The sequence below is a fragment of the Salinimonas marina genome, assembly GCF_015644725.1.
Taxonomy (GTDB): domain Bacteria; phylum Pseudomonadota; class Gammaproteobacteria; order Enterobacterales; family Alteromonadaceae; genus Alteromonas.
This window is the reverse complement of sequence record NZ_CP064795.1, coordinates 3,260,203-3,283,459: the sequence shown is the minus strand read 5'-3', so window position 1 is coordinate 3,283,459 and position 23,257 is coordinate 3,260,203. Positions and strand designations below refer to the sequence as shown.

The following is a 23,257-nucleotide window of genomic DNA, read 5'->3' as shown; positions in this document are numbered from 1 at the left end:
AGAAGCCAGCCCGGCATACCGGACTGGCTTCTTTAACGCGACCTGCCGAAAATCAGGTGTTTATACGCGTTCAAAAATGGTCGCGATGCCCTGACCCAGACCGATACACATGGTGGCCAGGCCCACAGACTTATCGTTTGCTTCCATCAGGTTAAGCAAGGTGGTGCTGATACGAGCTCCTGAGCAGCCCAGCGGGTGGCCCAGGGCAATCGCGCCGCCGTTCAGGTTAACTTTCTCATCATAGTTATCCAGCCAGCCCAGCTGTTTGATGCATGACAGCGCCTGCGCCGCAAATGCTTCATTAAACTCAGCCAGCTGGATATCATCCATGGTCATACCGGCCCGTTTCAGTGCTTTTTGGGTCGCCGGTACCGGACCAAAGCCCATAATGGCGGCATCACACCCTGAGACTGCCATTGCCCGAATCTTAGCGCGGGGTTTCAACCCCAGGGCTTTGGCCCGGTCGGCTGACATCAGCAACATGGCTGAGGCGCCGTCAGAAATCGCCGAAGAAGTTCCCGCGGTTACCGTACCATTGACCGGATCAAATACCGGACGCAGACCGCCTAAGGTTTCCACCGTGGTTTCCGGGCGAATCACTTCATCATAATCAATAACTTTCAATGCGCCATCGGCATCATGGGCTTCAATCGGGGCAATTTCATTTGCCCAGCGGCCTTCTTCATGGGCCAGTGCCGCACGCTGATGAGAACGGGCGCCAAAGGCATCCTGCATTTCGCGGGTGATACCGTTCTGACGGCCCAGCAGCTCGGCAGTCATGCCCATGTTGCCCGAGGCTTTGGCCGTATGCTTGGCTAGCCCCGGATGAAAGTCGAGATTGTAGTTCATAGGCACATGACCCATGTGCTCAACCCCACCAATCATAAAGACCTCACCGTTGCCGGTCATAATGCCTTTAGCGGCATCATGCAATGCCTGCATTGATGAGCCGCACAGACGGTTCACCGTTACCGCGCCGGTGCTACGGGGGATATCGGTAAGCAGCTGCGCATTGCGGGCAATATTAAAGCCCTGTTCCTTGGTTTGCTGTACACAGCCCCAGATAATATCTTCAATTTCAGCCGGGTTAACCCCAGGATTACGCTCAAGCAGTTTGCTCATCAGGTGAGCAGACAGCGTTTCTGCCCGCACGTTTCTGAATACCCCGCCTTTGGAGCGACCCATGGGGGTACGAATACAATCAATAACTACTACATCTTTCATGTTTTTTCTCCTAAGGGGTTAAGCGAAGTACGATTTGCCTTGGGCAGCCATGTCGCGGGTGCCATCGGTGACTTCATACAGCGGTCCCAAATGCGCGTACTTATCGGCCAGTTCGACAAATTTGTCGACCCCCATAGTTTCAATCCAGCGGAATACACCTCCTCTGAAGGGAGGGAAGCCGATGCCGTACAGCAGCGCCATATCTGCTTCAGCAGCGCTGCCCACAATGCCTTCTTCCAGACATCGAATGGTTTCGTTGGCCATCGGAATCATCAGACGCGCAATAATCTCGTCTTTGTCGAATTCCTGGGTCTGAGCGGCTTCTGAGTGAATCAGTTGATAGGCGCGTTCAGCCGCATTCTTAGTCGGACGACCGCGTTTATCGGTACCATACTCATAGAACCCTTTGCCATTTTTCTGACCATAACGCTCGTCATTGTACATCAGCGTCACCGGATCATTAGTGAGCTTGCTCATACGCTCGGGAAAGCCCTCGGCCATCACGTCCGAAGCATGATTAGCGGTATCCATGCCTACCACATCCAGCAGGTACGCCGGGCCCATCGGCCAGCCAAAGATTTTTTCCATGACTTTATCGACCTGGGCAAAGTCGGCACCATCTAGCACCAGCTTGCTAAAGCCGGCAAAATAAGGGAACAGGACCCGGTTAACCAAAAAGCCCGGGCAGTCATTTACCACAATCGGGGTTTTGCCCATTTTCAACGTAGCGGCTACCACGGCATTAATGGTGTCGTCTGAGGTTTTTTCACCACGGATAATTTCCACCAACGGCATGCGGTGTACCGGATTGAAAAAGTGCATACCACAGAAACGCTCAGGCTTATCCAGACTCTGGGCTAGCGTATCGATGGAAATAGTCGAGGTGTTAGAACAAATAATGGCGTCGTCAGCCACGGTTTGCTCGGTTTCTTTAAGGACCGATGCTTTAACCTTCGGATTTTCCACCACGGCTTCAATAACCAGGTCAGCATCTTTGAGGGTATTGTAATCCAGGGTGGGGGTAATAGCATTTAAGGTGGTGGCCATTTTGGTCGCGTCCACTTTGCCTTTTTGCATGCCTTTACCGAGGATTTTTGCGGCTTCTTTCAAGCCCAAATCCAGCGCCTCACGGTTGATGTCTTTCATGATAACCGGGGTGCCTTTAACCGCACTTTGATAAGCAATACCGCCGCCCATGATGCCAGCCCCCAGCACCGCACTGAGCTTTTGCTCTTTGGTGGCAGCTTTGGCCATCTTTTTGCCTTTGCTTTTGACCAGCTGATCGGCCAGGAAAATGCCAATTTGTGCCTGTGCTGCATCGGTCTTGGCCAGGGTAACAAAGCCTTCATTTTCCAGCTTCAATGCACCCTCGCGATCTTTAGACGCCGCATTTTTAACCGTTTCCACCATCAGGTGCGGAGCAGGATAGTGTTTACCAGCCATCGATGCCACCATCGCCGCGGCGGTGGAGAAGCCCATCATGGCTTCATTTTTATTCAATGTCAGTGGTGCTTTTTTCTGAGCACGGCGTGGTTGCCACTTCAGGGTTTCGCTGGCCGCATCTTTTAGCATGCTAAGGGCAGCGCTTTGTAGTTTTTCCGGGGCGACCACGGCATCTACAGCACCTTCTGCCAGGGCCTTATCCGCTTTACGATCTTTACCTGTGGTCATCCATTCCAGCGCATTGTCAGCGCCGATGATACGTGGCAGACGTACTGTGCCACCGAAGCCCGGCATCAGGCCCAGCTTGACTTCAGGTAAGCCAATGGCAGCGGTGGTATCCGCAATACGCAAATCACAGGCCAGCGCCATTTCACAGCCTCCCCCCAGCGCAAAGCCGTTCACGGCGGCGATGGTAGGGAAGGGAAGATCTTCAAATCGATCGAATACTTGTGAAGTTTTCGCCACCCAATCATTAATTTCTTCTTTTGACAGACTGAACATGGAGGTAAATTCAGTAATATCGGCACCTACGATAAAGGCAGATTTTGCGCTGCGTACCATCAAGCCTTTTACGTCATCGCGTTTAGCCAGGGCTACCGTGGCTTCATCCAGCTCTGTTACCGTGCTCTGGTCAAATTTGTTAACTGAACCTTTGGCATCAAATACCAGTTCAGCAAAACCATCGTCCAGCAGGCTGACTGCCAGACTTTTGCCTTCGTATATCATTCTATTTCTCCTTCGGCGATGGCCGGATTGTTAATGTGGGTACAGCCAAATCCTACTTATCAGGGGAAGTGCTGTTTTGCATTAACGCGTTAGGGTGCGTTGATTTTTGACAAACCAAACGAAAAATTCAACAAAAATTCAAACGCGTGTTTCAATTTATTTTACAGATGGTGGTGCTCAATTGACAATTCAAGCTCGAAATTATGGGTATCTGGCGTATAATTGAGCTGCCAGAGTTGTTGCAAACACCGACCCGCCACGTATCTGAAGCGGTTTTTGATACGTGCCTGTCTACGGCGGTTTCTTCATCACTGTCTGCACTATTTTTTTTGTCTATACTTGTGCATAACAGACAGAATAGAGGGTAATGCCCTCATGTGGTAATGTTTTGCATGCAAAAGTGCAAAGCACAAAGTTGTTGGTTTTCAAAAGGGATGGCATTTATGCAGTTTGGCAAATACATCTTCAGGGCAAACCCGGTTTTCGCAAATCTGCTTTTGCTGTGTTCCTTCTTCACCCTGTCTGCCCAGGCTCAGGTATTACCTGATAGCGGCCAGGCACAGTTGCGCGCTCAGTTTGAACAGGTAGAAACAGCCTTGCGTGCTACCGCGCGCACCCAGCTTAGTCGTCTTGACGATGACATTGCCAGCTTAAAGGACTACCCACTGTATCCTTATCTGGTGCGTCAGCGGTTATATCGCGAGCTGAATATTAGCCAGCGCCCCCAAATCGAAACATTTCTTGCCACCTATGCGGGGCAGCCTGCCAGTTACGGACTTCGTGCTTCATGGTTGCGTTATCTGGCCGAAACCGATCATAAGTCAGCATTTTTAGCCAACTATCGTGAGGGCATGGGCGCGACCATTACCTGTCAGTATTTGCAGTATAAGCTGGAGGCGGCGAGTAACCCCAAATACTGGCTGAATAAAGTAAAACCTATCTGGCTTAGCGGTCAATCTCAGCCCAATGAATGCGATCCTATTTTTCGACAATGGGAAGCGGCAGGGATGCTCAGTGATAACCTGATTATTGGCCGGATTCGTAAGGCGGCGATCTCGGGTAATCCCCGGCTGGTGCCTTATTTACAGAAAAAACTCCCGAAATCCAGTCGTTACCTGGCCGACCTGTGGCTGGCGGTACGTAATGCGCCTGATTATGTCCTGAAATATCGCAGGTTTCCGTTGGACCACAAAAATGAAGAAGCCCGCATGCTGGTGTATGGCATCAAAAAGCTGGCCTGGCAGGCGCCAGACAAAGCCATTCGCGCTTATCATTATTGGAAACGTAAACAGCTGTTTAATCAGGAAGATTTACACGGTATGCATCGGGCTATTGCGCTGAGTAAGGCCATCGATAACCATCCCGATGCGTTGGCATGGTTGGAAAAAGCCGATGTAAAAGGTGCCCGGCAGGATGTGAAGCGCTGGCACATGGCCTATTTGCTACGCCACCAGCGTTGGGATCGGGTTTTAGCGCTGATTGAGCAGGCGCCGGCGCAAGTTCAGCAGTCGGATAATTTTGTCTACTGGCGCGCCCGCAGTCTGGCAGCCCTGGGCAAAACCCAGCAAGCTGAAACCTTATTTACCCAGCTGGCCGGCGAACGGCATTTTTACGGCTTCATGGCCAGTGCCCGGGCGGGGGTTACCCCCGAATTATTGCATCAGCCGGTGACCCGGACTTCGGCACAAAAAAATAAGGTGGCCGACCATCCGGCAGCGCAACGTGCTTATGAGTTTTTACAGCTGGGGCGCCAGTTTGAAGCACGACGAGAGTGGCATTATCTGTTAACTCATGTGGATACTGCGCAGCTTAAAGATGCGGCCCTCATTGCCAGTGAATGGGGCTGGTATGATCAATCCATAATCAGCTTCACCCGCAGTGGCTATCTTAATGATGTGGAGAAGCGGTTTCCGTTGGCATATGCCTCACAATTTTCGGCGGTAGGCAAAACCTACGATATACAGCCTGCCTTTGCCATGGCGATAGCTCGCCGTGAAAGCTCGTTTATGGCAGATGCGGTCTCGCCGGCCGGTGCCACCGGTCTGATGCAGCTGATGCCCGGCACCGCCCAGTATCTGGCCAAGAAAAATCTGAAACGTTCAGTGCTGTTCGAACCAGAACAAAATCTGCAGTTCGGGGTACAGTATTTACGTTATCTGGGAGACAAGTTAGCGGATAACCCGGTACTGATATCAGCGTCATACAATGCCGGATGGCGTAAAGTGCTGGACTGGTTGCCGGCGAATGCGGAGATTGCCACGGATATCTGGATTGAAAACATTCCCTATAAAGAAACCCGGCATTATGTGAAGGCGGTGATGGCGTACCGTTATATTTATGAGCATCAGCTGGGCACGCCGTCGCGGTTATTTGAGCAACTGGCGGCGGGGGATATTCCGGCTGCTACGCAAATTGAACGTAGCGGCAACCAGCTGCAGCTGGCGCCTCGTTAAGCTTGCGGTAAGGTAGGGCCGGCCGGCGGTTTCGGTCCGTCACCAAAATCATGGTAAGCTAGACCGTATTTGCGCCCGGCCGGGGACCTGAAAAAGTAAAACTTGTCCCCGTGTGCCATAGCTTTGCGGCTGCACGCCGCCCCAACAGACAAAGAGGAATTATGACGACGCATCACGACGCCTATAAAGAGCATATTGCCACGTTGCAGGACCGCACCAAAGAAGCGCTTCTGCGTGAAGGTCTGGATGGGTTGGTGATTCATTCAGGTCAGGGTAAGCGCCTGTTTTTAGATGACAACCATTATCCGTTTAAGGTCAATCCACAATTTAAAGCCTGGCTCCCGGTCATCGACAACCCAAATTGCTGGCTGGTGGTGAACGGAGTTGATAAGCCAAAGCTCATTTTTTATCGCCCGGTAGATTTTTGGCATAAAGTGCCGCCTGAGCCCAATGATTTCTGGACCGAACACTTTGATATTGTCATGCTCAAGCAGGCTGATGCGGTGGAAAAACATCTGCCTTATGATAAGCCTCGCTTTGCATATATCGGCGAATACATTGAAGTGGCGAAAGCGTTAGGGTTTGAAAATGTGAATCCGGATCGGGTGCTGCATTACCTGCATTATCAGCGTGCGTATAAGACCGATTACGAACTGCAATGTCTGCGCGAAGCCAACAAACTGGCGGTCGCCGGTCATCGCGCTGCCGCCGATGCGTTTCAGGCAGGCATGAGCGAATTTGACATCAATCTGGCTTACGCCACGGCCAGCCGCCAGGGCGACAATGATGTTCCGTATAACAGCATTGTGGCGCTGAATGAGCATGCTGCCATTTTGCATTATATGCAGTGTGATACCACCGCACCGTCCTACAACCGGTCTTTTCTGATTGATGCCGGCGCCAACTATCACGGTTATGCGGCCGACATTACCCGTACTTACAGTCGTGAAAATGACCGTTTTGCAGAGCTGATTCAGCGCGTGGATAAAGTCACCCGCACGCTGGTGGACACCTTGAAACCCAATGTGGCCTACACCGATATTCATGTGCTGGCCCACGATGGCATTGCCCAGATTCTGCACGATGTCGGGCTGGTGAATCTGCCGGCGCAGGATATTGTCGAGCAAGGTATCACCCGCACCTTCTTCCCTCATGGTATTGGCCATCATTTAGGCCTGCAGGTGCATGATGTGGGCGGCATGGTCAATGATGATCGCGGCACTCCTAAGCCAGCGCCAGAGGAGCATCCGTTCTTGCGTTGTACCCGTATTGTGGAGCCGCGGCAGGTGTTTACCATTGAACCAGGCTTGTATTTTATCGACTCATTACTGGCTGATTTGAAAGCCACGGAGGCCTCGAAGTACATCAACTGGGATACGGTGGATCTTTATCGTCCTTATGGTGGTATTCGAATTGAAGACAATATTATTGTGCACCGGGATCGCAATGAAAACATGACCCGGGATCTTGGCCTGAATTAATCCTTAGTGCGGGACGGTGGATATGACCGAATCCAGTATCCTGTATGTACTGGCAATTGCCCTGTTAGCCGGAATGGCAATGCCCGCCGGCGCTTTGTTAGCTAAAGTTGACAAATTACAGCCGCAATGGCTTGAACAGGAAGTCAGACATGGGGTACTGGCATTGGGGGCGGGGGCGCTGATTTCGGCAGTGGCTTTGGTACTGGTCCCCGACGGCGTCGCCCATCACGGACCCTTAAGCGCCGCAGCCTGCCTGCTGGGCGGAGCATTAAGCTTTATGGCACTGGACCGGTATCTGGCTGCGCATGACAGTCCGGCCAGCCAACTGGCGGCAATGCTGGCAGACTTCATTCCAGAGTCTATTGCCCTTGGTACTGCAGCCGCTATGGGCGGCAGCACCCTGCTTATCGGGGTTCTGATTGGTGTACAAAACCTGCCGGAAGGCTTCAATTCTTACCGTGAGATGCAATCGGCTGCCGGCGAGCACCGACCTGCAAAACTGGTTCTGAAATTTGCAGGCATGGCATTACTGGGCCCGGTGATGGCAGTAATTGGCTTTTATGTTTTGTCGGCTTATCCGATGGTGGTCGGAGGCATTATGCTATTTGCCGCCGGTGGCGTTCTATACTCGGTATTTCAGGATATTGCACCGCAGATCCAGATGGATAACAGCTGGTTGCCGCCAATAGGCGCGGTGCTGGGCTTTATGGTCGGAATGGTGGGCTATATGCTGGAACACAGCTAATCCTTTGGCTGTGTTCTGTAAAGAACGGCTTATGCTACCGCTGCCTGAAGCACATTATTTGGTGCGTTCCACCGACATGTGCGCCAGGGAAATCAATGCTTCTTTATAAGGCGAGTCAGGCACGATAGACAGGCTTTCTATCGCCAGTTCAACTTCTTTGTCTGCACATGCGCGGGTGTAGTCCAGCGCGCCGGTCTGATGCATAATAGCCTGAATTTCAGCCAGATGCTCCATGCCGTTGGCTTCTTCAATCGCCGCCTTTATGAGAGCGCTTTGTTTAGGATCGGTGGCATTCCACATGGCATACAATAACGGTAAGGTAGGCTTCCCCTCGGCCAGATCATCACCTACATTCTTACCCATTTCACCGGCTTCAGCCGCATAATCTAAGATATCGTCGGCCAGCTGAAAGGCGGTGCCCAGATGCTTGCCATAATTTTGCATCGCCCGTTCTACCGGCTCAGGTTGTTCGGTCAACACCGCCGCCAGTTGTGTGGCGGCTTCGAACAAGCGGGCCGTTTTGCCGTAAATAACATCAAAATAACGTTGTTCACTGGTTTGCGGGTCATTGCAGTTCATTAGCTGCAGAACCTCACCTTCGGCTATTTGATTGGTCGCTTCAGATAAAATAGACATGACCTGCATACGCTGCAAACTGACCATCATCTGGAAGGAGCGGGTATAGAGGAAATCGCCCACCAGTACACTGGCCTGGTTGCCAAAGATGGCATTGGCGGTTTCCCGGCCCCGGCGCAGCGTTGACTCATCGACCACGTCATCATGCAGCAATGTGGCGGTATGAATAAATTCGATAATGGCGGCCAGGGTGTGATGATCGTTATTGTCGATATTCATCGCCCGGGAAGCTAATACAGTCAGCAATGGCCGTAACCGCTTACCGCCGCTATTTACAATATAAAATCCGAGCTGATTTATAAGCGAAACTTCAGAATCGACTTGTTGTTGTATCAGTTGGTTCACCGCCTTCATATCGTTGGCGGTAAGCTCCCGAATTTGCTCTAAGTCCATATGCATCGGCAAAAATAAAACACAGGTACAGTGGGTTTGCAGGCGATTGTACCTGATTGGCGCCGCTACGCCACCTGATTGTCTTAAAAAACCGGTAACCGGCCTGTTTGCATCGGGTGCGGATGTGAAACTTCTGGTTGTAGTACTCACAGAGTAAAACTCTGACAAAAGCCTGATTTTTGTGAGTTTGTTGAGTGATTTTCAGTCAGTATTGTATGGGATCCCCGGCGATCCGGGCAGATCAGAGTCGGTAAAATGTCAAAAAAGTCTGGGTTAGAGGTAAGATAATTATGCAAATTTACCTATCTCTGTGGTAAATTTGCCCACCTAATGTTGCGAATTGGTACAGCAGTCGTGGCCCGTGTGAAAAACAAACAAATTTTGTGCGTTACGGGGTTGTGAATTGCGGATGTTTCACGTACAATTCGCGCCCTGTTTTTTGAATTGAAGCGTCAAGAGACGCAGAGCGGAGTAGAATATGTACGCGGTTTTCCAAAGTGGCGGTAAACAGCACCGTGTGGCTGAAGGCCAGACCGTTCGTCTAGAGAAGATCGAAGTCGCGCCAGGCGAGACTGTTGAATTCGATAACGTATTAATGGTTAGCAATGGTGACGATGTTAAGATTGGCACCCCTTTAGTTGCCGGTGGTAAGATCACTGCTGAAGTTGTAACGCACGGTCGTGGCGAAAAGATTAAAATCGTCAAGTTCCGTCGTCGTAAGCATTCTCGCACACAAGCGGGTCACCGTCAGTGGTTCACAGAAGTGAAAATCACTGGTATCAACGCATAATAGGAGCACGAACACATGGCACATAAAAAAGCTGGTGGTAGTACCAAAAACGGTCGTGATTCAATAAGCAAACGCTTAGGTGTTAAGCGTTTTGGCGGTGAATCAGTTCTTGCGGGTAACATCATTGTTCGTCAACGTGGAACTCGTTTTCACGCTGGTGACAACATGGGTATCGGCAAAGACCACACTTTGTTTGCACTAAAAGACGGTAAAGTTCAGTTTGACGTAAAAGGTCCGAACAACCGTAAATTTGTAAGCATCGTAGCTGAATAAGCGCGAACGCATTTGCCTTTATGGCTTAAAAAACCCCGCGTAAGCGGGGTTTTTTGTTTTTAAGACGATTGTTTATACGATCGTAACTCACCTTCTGTTGGTATAAAACTTCATAAACACACCAGGCCCGTGTACTCAAAATGAGGCTCGTATTGGCTTTTTGTACCCTTGTTCAGTGATGAGGGCCGCGTAATAGTGTAAACTGCAGGCTTTACCGCCGGCGGACGCTGTCATCCTGCCTGCTCAGTTCTAACTGGTTAAATCCGGAGTTATAAATGAAATTTGTTGATGAAGCTGAAGTTCGTGTTGAAGCCGGAGATGGCGGCAATGGAACCATAGGCTTTCGACGTGAAAAATATGTTCCTAAAGGCGGTCCGGACGGCGGCGATGGGGGCGATGGTGGCAGCGTGTATCTTGAGGCTGACGAAAACCTGAATACGCTGATTGATTATCGGTTTGAGCGTTTTCATCGGGCCCAGCGTGGCCAGAATGGCCAGGGCAGCGATTGCACCGGCCGCGGCGGTGAAGATCTGTTTATGAAAGTACCGGTTGGCACCCGGGCGACTGATATTGAAACCGGCGAAGTGCTGGGCGATTTGACCCGGCATGGGCAAAGGCTGAAGGTTGCTCAAGGCGGCTTTCATGGCTTGGGTAATGCGCGTTTTAAAAGCAGTACCAATCGGGCGCCGCGGCAAAAAACCAATGGCACACCTGGTGAAATTCGTAACCTGCGCCTGGAGTTGATGCTGCTGGCCGATGTGGGCATGCTGGGCATGCCAAATGCGGGCAAGTCGACCTTTATTCGCTCTGTCTCTGCAGCCAAACCCAAGGTAGCGGATTATCCGTTTACAACGTTGGTGCCCAATTTAGGGGTGGTACGCCAGGATGCTCAGCGTAGCTTTGTGATTGCGGATATTCCCGGACTCATCGAAGGGGCGGCGGAAGGCGCCGGCTTAGGCATTCGCTTTTTGAAGCATCTGGAACGCTGTCGGATCCTGTTGCATATGGTTGATCTGCTGCCAGCGGATCTGAGCGATCCGGCCGAAAATGCGAAAATCATTGTTGAGGAATTGGAAAAATACAGTCCAAAACTGGCGGATAAACCCCGTTGGTTAATTTTCAACAAAGCAGATTTACTGCTTGAAGATGAAGTCGACGAGGTCGTGGAGAAAGTCACCCAGGCCCTTAATTGGGAAGGACCGGTGTATAAAATATCGGCTTTCCAAAAAATGCATACCGACGCCTTGTGTCGTGATGTTATGGACTTTATCGAAACCCTACCGGCCCCGGAAGAGCAGGAAATTGATGAGGAAGAGGTCACCTTTAAATGGGACAGCTATCATCAGAATGCTTTACAGGAAGCCGATGACGATCTTGATGACGATGATTGGGATGATGATGACTACGATGTTGAAGTTGAGTATCGTAAGTAAGGGTTAGCATGAGAATCGCGATGATTGCCGCTATGGCGAATAACCGGGTGATTGGATCGGACAATGGTATGCCCTGGCATTTACCTGCCGATCTTCGTCACTTCAAAACGATTACCAGTGGCAAACCTGTGGTGATGGGTCGTAATACCTTTGAATCGATAGGTCGGCCCTTGCCTAATCGCACCAATATTGTGGTGACCGGGAATCCGGGCTTTGAAGCCGAGGGTGTGGTGATTGTCAGCAGTCTGGATGCCGCATTAAAGCTGGCGGCTGAACATACCGATGAGGCTGAGGAAGTGATGGTAATCGGCGGGGGTAAGGTGTATGACGCCTTACTGCCGCAGGCCGATGTGTTGTACCTGACCCATATTGATTTGCAGGTTGAAGGGGATACGTATTTTCCTGACTATCACAATCAGGGGCAGTGGCAGGAAGTTCATCATAAGGCTTGTAAGGCCGATGCAAAAAATCCGTACGACTATACCTTTGTGACGCTAGAGCGCAAAGCCTAAAAAAACCGCCAGTCAGGCGGTTTTTTTATGGTGCAAAGATTATTCGCCCATATGGTCAAACAGGTTTTCCAGTGACAGCCCCTGATGGCTAAGCATATCCCGCAGTCTGCGTAAGGCCTCGACCTGAATCTGGCGCACCCGCTCCCGGGTCAGACCAATTTCAGCCCCTACATCTTCCAGCGTACTGGGCTCGTAGCCAAGTAAACCAAAGCGGCGTGCCAACACTTCTCGTTGTTTCGGATTTAGATCTTCCAGCCATTTAACGATATTGCATTTGATGTCGGTATCCTGCAGATTTCCTTCAGGGCCGTGGTCGGCCTGGTCGGCGAGAATATCCAGTAGTGCTTTATCGTTTTCCCCCCCGATGGGTGTGTCTACCGACGTGATACGTTCATTAAGACGCAGCATCCGCGTAACATCTTCCACCGGCTTGTCTAAGGCGTGGGCGATTTCTTCTGCAGTGGGCTCGTGATCAAGCTTTTGCGATAATTCACGGGCGGCGCGTAAATAAACATTGAGTTCTTTTACAACATGGATCGGTAACCGGATAGTGCGGGTTTGATTCATGATGGCGCGTTCGATAGTCTGACGTATCCACCAGGTCGCATAGGTGGAAAATCGAAAGCCACGCTCAGGGTCAAACTTTTCTACGGCTCGTATTAAGCCCAGGTTGCCTTCTTCCACCAAGTCAAGCAGGGCCAGGCCACGGTTGTTATAACGACGCGCAATTTTAACCACGAGACGAAGATTGCTCACAATCATGCGTTTACGAGAGGCTTCACAACCTTTAAGAGCACGACGGGCAAAGTGCACTTCTTCTTCAGCGGTCAGCAGGGGAGAGAACCCGATTTCACCTAAATATAATTGAGTGGCATCGAGATTTTTATAGTTTTCTTCGGGTATTGAGAAAACATCGTTTTCCTGATTCAGTTCCTCATTTAAGGGGGTTTCTGCCTTCATATCGATCGTGTCGACATGGTCCTTTTCAGTGCGAGACTTAGACTGGGTTACAGCCGTTTTTGTTTGTCCCATAGCGGCATCTCCTGTGATACATGGTTACCTTATGACGTTCTCCTTGGCATATAATTATTATTTATTGTTATAAGTTTAGCGTTTCGGCAGATAGCGAAGAGGATCTAATGATTTTCCTCGATATCGCACTTCAAAATGAAGCTTTACGAAATCAGTGCCACTGTTTCCCATTGTCGCAATTTGCTGACCTGCGCCAACCCATTGCTGCTCGTTAACCTGGATAGACTCATTATGGGCATAGGCACTTAAGAAGCTATCGGTATGCTTAATAATGATTAAGTTACCGTAGCCCCGTAAACCATTGCCCGCGTACACTACTTTCCCTGCTGCTGATGCAAGAACAGGTGTACCCGCTGCTGCGCTAATGGTAATTCCTTTGCGACCTGACTCACCCCGATTAAAGGTACCTGTTAACTTTCCAGAGGCGGGCCACATCCATTGTTTGACCTGGGTCGGAAAGGTCCGCCGTACCGGTTTTTTGGCGCTTTTTGACGGTTTACTGACGCTTTTAACCGGCTGGTTGTTAACATTATTTTCACTATCAACATACGCCTGCTCTATAGGCCGGTCAACACGCCTTTTGTCTAATATTTGAGTGGTTTGACCAGAGGGGCGGCTTTTTTGTGGTTTGGGTGCAGGCTTGTTTGCAGCCTGCACCGGGGCGGTTAATCTTAAGGTTTGACCCGGAAATATCTGGTAAGGTTCAGACAATCGGTTGTAGCGTGCGATGTCCTTGTGGTCTTTGTTGGCATACCAGGCAATGGCGAAAAGCGTGTCCCCTTTTTTCACAGTATAGGTAGCGGCGCGGTAGTGAAAGTCTTTGGTCTCTGGCTGGCTATCAAGCACCACCAGCGGGGCAGGCGCATGCTCAGAGGCGCACCCGTCCAGCAGCGCCATCAATAACACTAGCCATCCTACCCGCCCAATACCGCCAGCCAATCTGGTTAGCCTTTTACAAAAAAGTAAGCCAGAATCGCCAGCGCGATCACAGCCCACCCAAGCACCTCGACATATTGCCGTAGTTTAGCTTCCATCGGCGCACCGCCCCAACGCATAAGACCGGCGACCAGAAAAAAGCGTGCCCCCCGGCCAATCGCCGAAGCCACAATAAAGGGTAAGAACGCCATTTGCAGCACGCCGGCGCTAATGGTGAATACCTTATAGGGGATAGGCGAAAATCCGGCCAGAAAAACAATCCAGACGCCGTATTGCTCAAACCAACCCATAGCCGTAGCCAGCTTGTCTGCATAGCCAGCCGACATAATGATGGGTTCCAGCCAGGCTTCAAAGGTAAAATAGCCCAGCATATACCCGGCAATCCCGCCCAGCACCGAGGTCAGGGTAGTAAGCATGGCAAAATACCAGGCACGATTGGGCTGTGACAAGGACATAGGCGCCAGCATGACATCGGGCGGAATGGGGAAGAACATAGACTCGGCAAAGCTCAGGCCACCTAAATAACGGCTGGCATGACGATGGCGCGACCACCTCAAGGCCATGTCGTAACATGGCTGGAATATTTTCACTGAAGATCTCCTGCGATCAATGGCACAAAGCGCACTGCTTCTACGGTTTGAGTGAGCAATTTGCCATCGATACGGTCAATACAAAGAAGTTGTTGTTGCTCATCACCGACAGGGATAATCAAGCGGCCGCCTTCGTTAATTTGCAACAGCAAATCATCAGGCACCCTACTGGCTGCGGCGGTGACAATGATGGCATCGAACCGGCCTTTTGAGGCCCAGCCCTTCCAGCCATCACCATGTTTCATGGCAATATTGTGCAGATCGAGCTGGTTCATTCGGCGTTTAGCCTGGAACTGTAAGCTTTTGATTCGCTCAACACTGTAAACGTCATTAAATAATTGTGCCAGAATTGCAGTCTGATAGCCCGATCCAGTACCGATTTCCAGAACTTTACGGGGCTGATTGGTGGCTTCGAGCAGCAATTCCGTCATTCGAGCCACGATATAAGGCTGGGAGATGGTTTGTCCCTGACCGATAGGCAGCGCTGTGTTCTGGTACGCTTTATGGCGCAACGCGTCGGGTAAAAACAAATCCCTCGGCGTTGCCGCCACCGCGTTTAATACCTGCTGATTTCTCACCCCTTCCTGGTAGAGCAGTTCAGCGAGAGTTTCCCCTTTTCTCGATGATCTCATGAGCGTGTAAGTTTCCTAAACGAAAAACATTGTTGTTATTATTTGTTTAGCCAGTCTTTCATTTCTTCGAGACTTTGATGGGCAGTCATATCCACATCCAGTGGCGTCACAGAGCAATAGCCATTAGCAATGGCGTGAAAATCGGTTCCTTCAGAGGCATCCTGTTCGGCGCCGGCCGGCCCATACCAATAGATAGTACGCCCAAACGGATCCTGACTGGGTTGCATGCCTTCTGCGCGATGGCGGCGGCCTTGTCGTGTCACCTTTATCCCCGACAGTTCAGCATAAGGGATATCCGGTACATTAACATTTAAAATCTGGTTAGCGGGCAATGGATGATGTTTAAGTTTGGAAATAATATCCAGCACTACCTGAGCCGCCGTTTCAAAATAGTTACCTTCATGGCTGGCCAGTGACACGGCGATGGCAGGCAGGCCCATGTAACGGCCCTCGGTGGCCGCCGCCACGGTGCCTGAATAAATCACATCATCCCCGAGGTTCGCGCCATGATTAATCCCTGAAACCACCAGGTCGGGCTCTTCTTCCAAAAAGCAGTTAACCCCCAGATGCACACAATCAGAAGGGGTGCCGTTCACCGAGTAAAAGCCATTGTCGAGCTGTTGAATGCGCAGAGGCTGATGTAACGACAATGCATTGCTGGCGCCGCTACAATTGCGATCCGGGGCGATAACGGTCACCTCATGATGTTGTTGCAAGGCCTCGTGCAAGGCATGGATCCCTTTGGCAAATACGCTGTCATCGTTACTTAATAGAATTTTCATGCTGTACTCCAATCATACAAACCCGGTTCCCCATTTCTTGAGGGGAATTTCAGGCGGGCGGGGTGGCCTGGGTCAGTACCGCGCATTCGCGTAATACTGAGGTGGCAAAGCAGCCGCTGGGCAACGAAAAACACACGGTTAATGTATCACCTTGTTGTTCCCATTCAAGATTTTGCGGCCAGATTTTTATACTACGGCGTTCCTGCTTGAGTCCGGCCCCAGCCAGAAACTCCGCCACCGGAACATACTGTTGCGCTACTTGTTGCTCAAGCCCGGCCACCACACCATGGGTAGGAAGGTTACCTTTACCCCACAATGCGGCCGACGGCGCCAGGTCTTTATCCTGATAACGCTGTTGGGCGTTAGTATCACTGCCATCATGGATAAAAAAGCTATTAGAGCCGGACAGCATCAGGGCATCGCCGGTGAGCACCTGATTAAAGCAGGCCTGTTCAAGGCGTTGTGACAACTGACAATTGAACAAAAAGCTGCGTAATGCCGATAACGCCATCGAGCGCTTATTGCGGTTGCGAATGGTTTCACCGGCCACCATACGCTGCGCCAATTGCAAATTGCCGCCTTCGGTTCGTTCCCCGTCGCTATTGTGTCTGACCACACCAAAGCGCTGTTCACCATAATAGTTGGGGACGCCATTGGCCGCAGCTTGTTCAAACCGGGTGATGACCTGCTCAGGGGCACTTACCTCACGCAACACAATGGTAAACCGGTTGCCTTTTAATTGGCCGGTTTTCAGCTTTTTATTGTGGCGGGTGTGGCTGAGAATGGTGACGCCGGGCAACTCAAACTGGCTGAAATCAAAATCAGCCTGCCCTGGGGCATGCAGACCAAACCACTGGCGGGTCAGGGCAAACTTGTCTTTGCGGCCGGCATAGGTGACGTTGCGCAGCGGCAACCCGGTATATTTGGCCAGAGCTTCGGCTACAAATGCGGTATTGGTATTCAGCTTTTCTACCAGAATCAGCTGATGCTCACCTTCGCCGGTCAGCGGATAGCCCAGATCTTCAATCACCACAAAATCTTCGGCCTGTTGTTTAAACACGGCGGTAGATTGTGGTTTACCTGACAGGTAATGCCAGTTTAGGGTCGATAAATTCATTTGCGGTTCACTTCCAGCAGCACCACCGCATGGGCCGCGATGCCTTCTTTGCGGCCGGTGAATCCCAGCTTTTCAGTGGTGGTGGCTTTGACATTGATTTGCGCCGTCCCGACCTGACAATCGCTGGCAATACAGGCGCGCATAGCAGCGATATGTGGGGCCATCTTCGGCGCCTGCGCCACAATCGTCATATCGGCATTGGCGAGGGTGTAGCCTTGCTCATGGATAATGGCCACCACGTGGCGTAATAAGTCACGGCTGTCAGCACCGGCGAACTTATCGTCGGTGTCAGGAAAGTGCGCGCCGATGTCGCCCAGCGCGGCGGCGCCCAGTAACGCATCACATAAGGCATGCAACAACACATCGCCATCAGAATGAGCAATCAGACCTGACTCGTGCTCAATCGCCACACCGCCAATAATTACCGGCCCCTGGCCCCCAAATTTGTGTACATCGAAACCATGTCCGATTCGCATAATTCACCTGTGTAAAACTAACTGTTGTCGTGAAGGGCAGAAAGATAAAATTGCGCTAATGGCATATCTGCCGGACGGGTTATTTTAATATTGGCCGGATTAGCATCCACCAGGGCTACCGCATGACCCGATGCTTCCATTGCCGAGGCTTCGTCGGTGACGGGGATCCCTGCTTGCTGCGCATGCTCTAAGGCGGCGCGTAACTGGTCCGCCCGAAACATCTGCGGGGTTAAAGCGTGCCACAAATGCTCCCGATTTTCAGTATGTGCAATTAACGCCGGTTCAGTCAGGTCGGGCTGTGCCCGTTTCATGGTATCGCGAACCGGGGTGGCTAAAATAGCGCCGGCCACCGACGAGGTTAACGCGGTCTGAATCAGCGCATCAATATCTTTATGGGACAAACAGGGGCGGGCGGCATCATGCACCAACGCCCAGCTGGCATCGGGTAACGTTGCAGTCGCGGCCAGAACCGATTCGCTGCGTGTATGCCCGCCAGTTACCCGGGTAAGCCAGGGCGCGCGCGCCACCGACAATGCGTCGAAATAGGGGTCATCATGGCTTACCGCCACAACCACCCTGGTAATCAGCGGGTGGTCACACAGCGCATTGAAAGTGTGTTCCAGTACGGTTTTACCATGAATAGTCAGATATTGTTTAGGGCGATCCGCCTGCATTCTGCTGCCAACACCGGCAGCGGGCACTACGGCAATAATAGGGGGGTGTTGAGTCATGTTACTGCTGTTCTGAGGGCAAAATTCGATAAAAGGTTTCGCCTTGTTTAATCAGCCCTAGTTCATTACGGGCACGTTCTTCAATGGCTTCCAGGCCGATTTTCAGATCATTGATATCGGCTTCCAGTAACGCATTACGCTGGGCCAGGTTGGCATTTTGTAATGACTGACGATGCACCTCTTCTTTTAATTCGGTGTAATCAAGCATACTGTTTTTGCCGAACCACAACCGGTATTGAAGCAGCGCAACCAGTACCAGCAGTAAAACCGGGATCCATTTGTCTTTAAGCACCACAGCCTCCCCCTGTTATTTGTCCGGCTTGTCATTATGCCGTTTGCTACTTAAATTGCATAGGCAAAAGCCAAAGATAAGCAAAAAGTTTTGGTCCTGAAGATAAATGACACAGGCCCTGTTATCGAGACAAAAGCTTCAAAAATAAAGTGTTGGAACCTAAAAAAAGATAAAGGGTTCAAAAATCAACGTTTAACCAAATCTTTAGTTAAAAAGTTGTAGTTCGATATTTATACAGCACCTTTGGCGGACTTAGCAAAGAAGCGGTTTTTTTACCATCAGCTCGTTTCGCCCGCACATCCAAAATTCCGGCACAAATTAAAATATCTTAACAGCGTCCTTGCCTTAGTTTAGCAGCTTGCAGAATTTAGCTGAAGGACGATAATTTATGTTATTGATCTGCGAATCAAACCAACCGGTCATGGGTGACCCAAAGCCTTTAATAATAAGGGTTGGCGGGCGTTCATTTTGTGCTAATATCGGCAAAATATTCACCACTACTCTGATCTCTTCAAGAGACTCAGGAGTTATAACCAGCACAGGCAATCGAAAACACACTATTTAGCAGCTTCTTTGGCTTGGCGAATTCGCTTGCAATATAAGCAAAACAGCGAGACGGTGTGCCTGACGAAACCCTACATTATATTCGAACTGAATTTTAGAAGGCGAGTAATGCTTACTAACCAAGACCTCAATACATTGACTTCAATTCGTCAGCGGATTCGCGATCATTATCGTATCGATGAATCCGTGGCAATTGACCAAATTCTGCCTATTGCTGAGGTAAATCCCCGCGCCCGTAGTCGCGCCTGGGAGCGTGCCCGCAAAATGGTGCTTAAAATACGTCGCGAAGAAGAAGGCCATGGTGGCGTCGATGCGCTGCTAAACGAATACTCGCTTTCCACTGCTGAAGGTGTAGTGCTTATGTGTCTGGCCGAAGCACTGTTGCGGGTTCCTGATGAAGAAACTCAGGATGAATTGATTCGCGATAAGCTGTCTCAGGGACAGTGGACCCCACATTTAGGCAATTCCGACTCCTTGTTTGTAAACGCCTCAGCCTGGGGCCTGCTGTTAACCGGCAGTATGGTTAACTATGCCGACAAACGTAAAAGCGAACAATTTGGCCTGCTTAAACGCACCTTAGGGCGTTTAGGTGAGCCGGTAATCCGGCGCTCGATGAATATCGCGATGCGCGTAATGGGCCGCCAGTTTGTTATGGGCGAAACCATTGAGGACGCGGTAGACCGGGCTCGTGAAAAAGAGAAAAAAGGGTATGTGTATTCTTATGACATGCTGGGCGAAGCCGCCCGCACGGTCGCGGATGCCAAACGCTTTTATGACTCTTATGCCCATGCTATTAAAATAATTGGTAAAGCAGCCAAAGGCCGTGGTCCTAAAGCTTCTCCGGGTATCTCGGTCAAACTGTCGGCGCTTAGCCCGCGGTTTGAATTTTTGCAATACGACCGGGTTATGTCTGAGATCCCACCGCAGTTAAAAGAGCTGTGTGTGATGGCCAAAGAATATGATATCGGCCTTACTGTGGATGCTGAAGAAGCGGATCGTCTGGACCTGTCATTAGATATCATCGAGAAAGTCTTTACAGATCCGGATCTGGAAGGCTGGAGCGGCTTTGGTCTTGCGGTTCAGGCGTATCAGAAACGCGGTTTGCATGTCATTGACTGGGTCCGCAAGCTTACCGAAGAAACCGGCCGTACCATGCAGGTACGTCTGGTGAAAGGTGCGTACTGGGATACCGAGATCAAACTGAGCCAGCAAATGGGTCTGGAAACCTTCCCGGTATTTACCCGTAAATCCTCTACCGATGTGTCCTACCATGCGTGTGCTAACCGCCTGCTGGATTATCGCGATACGATCTATCCGCAGTTTGCGACCCATAATGCCTACACCGCCTCGGTGATCCTGGAGCTGGCCGGTGACGATAAAGACGGCTTTGAATTCCAGTGCCTGCATGGCATGGGCGATACGCTGTATGACCAGGTAGTAAAAGAAGACAACATCCAGTGTCGGGTTTATGCGCCGGTGGGTGAGCATGAAGAGCTGCTGGCTTATCTGGTAAGACGTTTGCTTGAAAACGGCGCCAACTCCTCGTTTGTTAATGCTATCGTGGATGACGAAAAACCGGTTGAGTCGTTACTTGAAGATCCGGTAGAAAAGACTCAGCGTCTGAAAAACCGTTATAATAACCAAATTAAACCCCCGCGTGGTCTTTATGCACCAGAACGTGATAATTCTCGTGGGTTGGATCTCACCGATCATATCTCGGTAAATGCCTTACAGCATGAGCTGGAGCGCTGGAATAAGATTTACAGCGTCAGTGAAAGTGATATCCCCGAAGATGGTACCGCCGTGCGTAACCCTGCTGATCATACCGACATCGTGGGCTACCATGTGTACGCTAAGCCTGACGAAATGCGTACGGCACTGGATAAAACCGATGCCGCCTTCAACAGCTGGTCGAAGCGCTCGGTGGAAGAACGTGCTGATATTCTGGAACGCTCCGCCAATGCCCTTGAACGGCATATGGGCGAGCTGATTGCCATCTGTATCCGCGAAGGCGGCAAAGTGGCCCAGGACAGTATCGACGAAGTGCGCGAAGCGGTTGATTTCTTACGATATTATGCCGTGCGAGCCCGTGAACTGGATGAAGATCAGCGTCTGCAGCCTCGAGGTGTTGTGCTGTGTATTTCACCGTGGAACTTCCCACTGGCCATTTTCACCGGCCAGGTGGCTGCAGCATTGGTAACCGGTAATACGGTTATTGCCAAGCCAGCGGAACAAACCAGCATAATTGCCCGCCGCTGTATCGAGATTATGCAGTCGGTAGGTTTGCCGGAAGATGCATTACAACTGCTGATTTGTCCGGGTAAAGATGTTGGCGAAACACTGCTGCCAGATGAGCGTATCAAGGCCGTGATGTTTACCGGTTCTACAGAAACCGGCACCCTGATTTCTCAGACCCTGGCAGCCCGTGGTGGTGAACAAGTGCCGCTGATTGCGGAAACCGGTGGTCAGAACTCAATGATTGTGGATTCCACCGCGCTACCCGAACAGGTGGTGGATGATATTGTGTTCTCTGGCTTCCAAAGTGCCGGACAACGCTGCTCGGCCTTGCGGGTGCTGTATGTTCAGGAAGACATTGCTGACCATCTGACCGAAATGCTGATTGGCGCGATGAAAGAGCTGGATGTGGGCAACCCCATGTACCTGAAGACCGATATCGGTCCGGTAATTGATGAAAAAGCATTGAAGACGCTGACAGATCACCGTGAGTACATGAAGGATAAGGGTAAGCTGTTGCACGAATGTCCGTTGCCAGAAGACACAGACAACGCCACCTTCTTCCCGCCAACCTTGTATGAAATTGAAAACATCAACGTGCTTGAGCGTGAAGTATTTGGACCGGTAGTGCATATCGTGCGCTTTAAAGGCACCGAGATTGAAAATGTGGTCAAGGAAATTAACAGCACCGGTTATGGTCTGACCATGGGCATTCATTCACGTATTGAAGATCGTGCCTATGAACTGGCGGCTTTAAGCCGTGCCGGTAACGTCTACATTAACCGCAATATGATTGGTGCCATCGTGGGTGTGCAACCCTTTGGTGGCCGTGGTCTATCAGGCACCGGACCGAAAGCAGGCGGACCGAACTATCTGCCACGACTGATGATGGAGCGGGCCACGCCTAAGCCGTCTCAGGTAGAAAATCCGGACCAGCTGGATGAGGCCCTGTCGGGTGATGAGAAGGACGCAAAAGAAGCCGCGATTTTGATGGACAATGGTCTGGCAGTAGAGGCGAAATGGCGCCATACACCATTAAACGATCGTCTGTCTAATGTGCGCCAGCTGCTGGCCAAAATTGCCAAAGTGGATATTGTTGAAGAGCTGGCCGATGACCTTAACCGGACCCTGGCCACCTCGCGTCAACAGCTGATTTCCATTGAGCGTCGACTGAAAAATCCGAAAACCCTGCCCGGGCCAACGGGTGAGTCGAATAAGCTGTATCTGGAGCCACGCGGCATTCTGGTGTGTTTCGCCGATAAAGGCGTAACCTTTGAATACTGGACACTATCCGTCGTCACCGCGTTGGCCACAGGTAACATCGTGGTATCAGTGGTCTCTGATCTGTTCTATGAAGAAGCACTGGAATTCCAGAAAAAGTTTAATGCTACCGGCGCACCTAAGGGCGTGCTACAGGTTGCACGACTCAAACATCTGGATGCCTTGCTTAAAGACGAAGATCTGGCAGGTGTGGTAGTTGATTCTCACACTGAAAGAACCGCACAAATCTCGGCGATGCTGGCATCGCGTGAAGGTGGTGCTATTCTGCCGGTTATCACCTCAGAATATAATGATAATCTGATTCAACGGGTACTGACGGAGAAAACCGTGAGTATTGATACCACAGCATCGGGCGGTAATACGTCGTTGATGACGCTGGTTGAAGACGAAGAAGAAGATATCTAACGCTATCTTGAGAATAAAAAGCCCCGACCTGGTCGGGGCTTTTTTGTGTCTGTGGCCTTATCCTGACCAGCATGC

Annotated in this window: 20 protein-coding genes; 8 read left to right on the top strand and 12 right to left on the bottom strand. The window is 50.8% G+C overall.

All coding sequences use genetic code 11. From position 1 onward, the window contains the following. Positions 1-60: 60 nt before the first annotated feature. Positions 61-1,224: an acetyl-CoA C-acyltransferase FadA gene (fadA, locus tag IT774_RS14705; RefSeq protein ID WP_195810428.1), complete on the bottom strand. Its 1,164-nt coding sequence runs from the start codon at positions 1,222-1,224 to the stop codon at positions 61-63. Between the two features lie 18 nt (positions 1,225-1,242). Next, on the bottom strand, positions 1,243-3,393 hold the full coding sequence (fadB, locus tag IT774_RS14700) for a fatty acid oxidation complex subunit alpha FadB (RefSeq protein ID WP_195810427.1): 2,151 nt from the start codon (positions 3,391-3,393) through the stop codon (positions 1,243-1,245). Positions 3,394-3,836: 443 nt separating this feature from the next. Here fadB and IT774_RS14695 point away from each other — a divergent pair, with 443 nt between their 5' ends. From IT774_RS14695 to IT774_RS14685, 3 genes are all read left to right on the top strand, one after another. Further along, a complete protein-coding gene (locus tag IT774_RS14695; protein WP_232365011.1) occupies positions 3,837-5,846 on the top strand; it encodes a transglycosylase SLT domain-containing protein in 2,010 nt (669 codons plus the stop codon). A 161-nt stretch (positions 5,847-6,007) separates the two neighbouring features. Next, complete coding sequence (gene pepQ / locus IT774_RS14690) at positions 6,008-7,327, top strand: Xaa-Pro dipeptidase (protein WP_195810426.1); 1,320 nt, start codon at positions 6,008-6,010, stop codon at positions 7,325-7,327. Between the two features lie 22 nt (positions 7,328-7,349). Continuing rightward, positions 7,350-8,072, top strand: a complete 723-nt coding sequence (locus IT774_RS14685; RefSeq protein ID WP_195810425.1) for a ZIP family metal transporter — start codon at positions 7,350-7,352, stop codon at positions 8,070-8,072. Between the two features lie 54 nt (positions 8,073-8,126). Here the strand turns inward: IT774_RS14685 and ispB are convergent, their stop codons facing one another. Next, the gene (gene ispB, locus IT774_RS14680) at positions 8,127-9,101 is read right to left on the bottom strand and encodes an octaprenyl diphosphate synthase (protein ID WP_195810424.1); all 975 of its coding nucleotides are present in this window, start codon (positions 9,099-9,101) and stop codon (positions 8,127-8,129) included. Between the two features lie 478 nt (positions 9,102-9,579). Here ispB and rplU point away from each other — a divergent pair, with 478 nt between their 5' ends. From rplU to folA, 4 genes are all read left to right on the top strand, one after another. Then, complete coding sequence (gene rplU / locus IT774_RS14675) at positions 9,580-9,891, top strand: 50S ribosomal protein L21 (protein WP_195810423.1); 312 nt, start codon at positions 9,580-9,582, stop codon at positions 9,889-9,891. A 15-nt stretch (positions 9,892-9,906) separates the two neighbouring features. After that, positions 9,907-10,164 (top strand): 50S ribosomal protein L27, encoded by a 258-nt coding sequence (gene rpmA / locus IT774_RS14670; protein ID WP_195810422.1) that lies wholly within the window; start codon positions 9,907-9,909, stop codon positions 10,162-10,164. A gap of 275 nt (positions 10,165-10,439) precedes the next feature. Beyond that, entirely contained in the window at positions 10,440-11,597 is a 1,158-nt protein-coding gene (gene cgtA / locus IT774_RS14665) for an Obg family GTPase CgtA (protein WP_195810421.1), read from the top strand. A gap of 8 nt (positions 11,598-11,605) precedes the next feature. After that, the gene (gene folA / locus IT774_RS14660) at positions 11,606-12,109 is read left to right on the top strand and encodes a type 3 dihydrofolate reductase (RefSeq protein WP_195810420.1); all 504 of its coding nucleotides are present in this window, start codon (positions 11,606-11,608) and stop codon (positions 12,107-12,109) included. A gap of 39 nt (positions 12,110-12,148) precedes the next feature. On the opposite strand, the gene rpoS is transcribed toward folA, so the two are convergent. From rpoS to ftsB, 9 genes are all read right to left on the bottom strand, one after another. Then, entirely contained in the window at positions 12,149-13,141 is a 993-nt protein-coding gene (rpoS, locus tag IT774_RS14655; RefSeq protein WP_195810419.1) for an RNA polymerase sigma factor RpoS, read from the bottom strand. Positions 13,142-13,216: 75 nt separating this feature from the next. After that, the gene (locus IT774_RS14650) at positions 13,217-14,080 is read right to left on the bottom strand and encodes a peptidoglycan DD-metalloendopeptidase family protein (protein WP_332308860.1); all 864 of its coding nucleotides are present in this window, start codon (positions 14,078-14,080) and stop codon (positions 13,217-13,219) included. Between the two features lie 5 nt (positions 14,081-14,085). Then, positions 14,086-14,667, bottom strand: coding sequence for a YqaA family protein (locus tag IT774_RS14645; RefSeq protein WP_195810418.1), 582 nt, complete (start codon positions 14,665-14,667; stop codon positions 14,086-14,088). After that, positions 14,664-15,299: a protein-L-isoaspartate(D-aspartate) O-methyltransferase gene (locus tag IT774_RS14640; protein WP_195810417.1), complete on the bottom strand. Its 636-nt coding sequence runs from the start codon at positions 15,297-15,299 to the stop codon at positions 14,664-14,666. The genes IT774_RS14645 and IT774_RS14640 overlap by 4 nt, the downstream gene beginning before the upstream one ends. A gap of 38 nt (positions 15,300-15,337) precedes the next feature. Continuing rightward, positions 15,338-16,081, bottom strand: a complete 744-nt coding sequence (gene surE, locus IT774_RS14635) for a 5'/3'-nucleotidase SurE (RefSeq protein WP_195810416.1) — start codon at positions 16,079-16,081, stop codon at positions 15,338-15,340. Between the two features lie 49 nt (positions 16,082-16,130). Then, positions 16,131-17,198: a tRNA pseudouridine(13) synthase TruD gene (gene truD, locus IT774_RS14630; RefSeq protein ID WP_195810415.1), complete on the bottom strand. Its 1,068-nt coding sequence runs from the start codon at positions 17,196-17,198 to the stop codon at positions 16,131-16,133. Continuing rightward, positions 17,195-17,674, bottom strand: coding sequence for a 2-C-methyl-D-erythritol 2,4-cyclodiphosphate synthase (ispF, locus tag IT774_RS14625; protein WP_269749769.1), 480 nt, complete (start codon positions 17,672-17,674; stop codon positions 17,195-17,197). Before ispF ends, truD begins: the two co-directional genes overlap by 4 nt. Before the next feature lie 17 nt (positions 17,675-17,691). Next, positions 17,692-18,405, bottom strand: a complete 714-nt coding sequence (ispD, locus tag IT774_RS14620; protein ID WP_195810414.1) for a 2-C-methyl-D-erythritol 4-phosphate cytidylyltransferase — start codon at positions 18,403-18,405, stop codon at positions 17,692-17,694. Position 18,406: 1 nt separating this feature from the next. Then, entirely contained in the window at positions 18,407-18,697 is a 291-nt protein-coding gene (gene ftsB, locus IT774_RS14615) for a cell division protein FtsB (RefSeq protein ID WP_195812317.1), read from the bottom strand. Between the two features lie 672 nt (positions 18,698-19,369). Between ftsB and putA the strand changes: the two genes are divergently transcribed. After that, entirely contained in the window at positions 19,370-23,182 is a 3,813-nt protein-coding gene (putA, locus tag IT774_RS14610; protein ID WP_195810413.1) for a bifunctional proline dehydrogenase/L-glutamate gamma-semialdehyde dehydrogenase PutA, read from the top strand. Positions 23,183-23,257 lie beyond the last annotated feature (75 nt).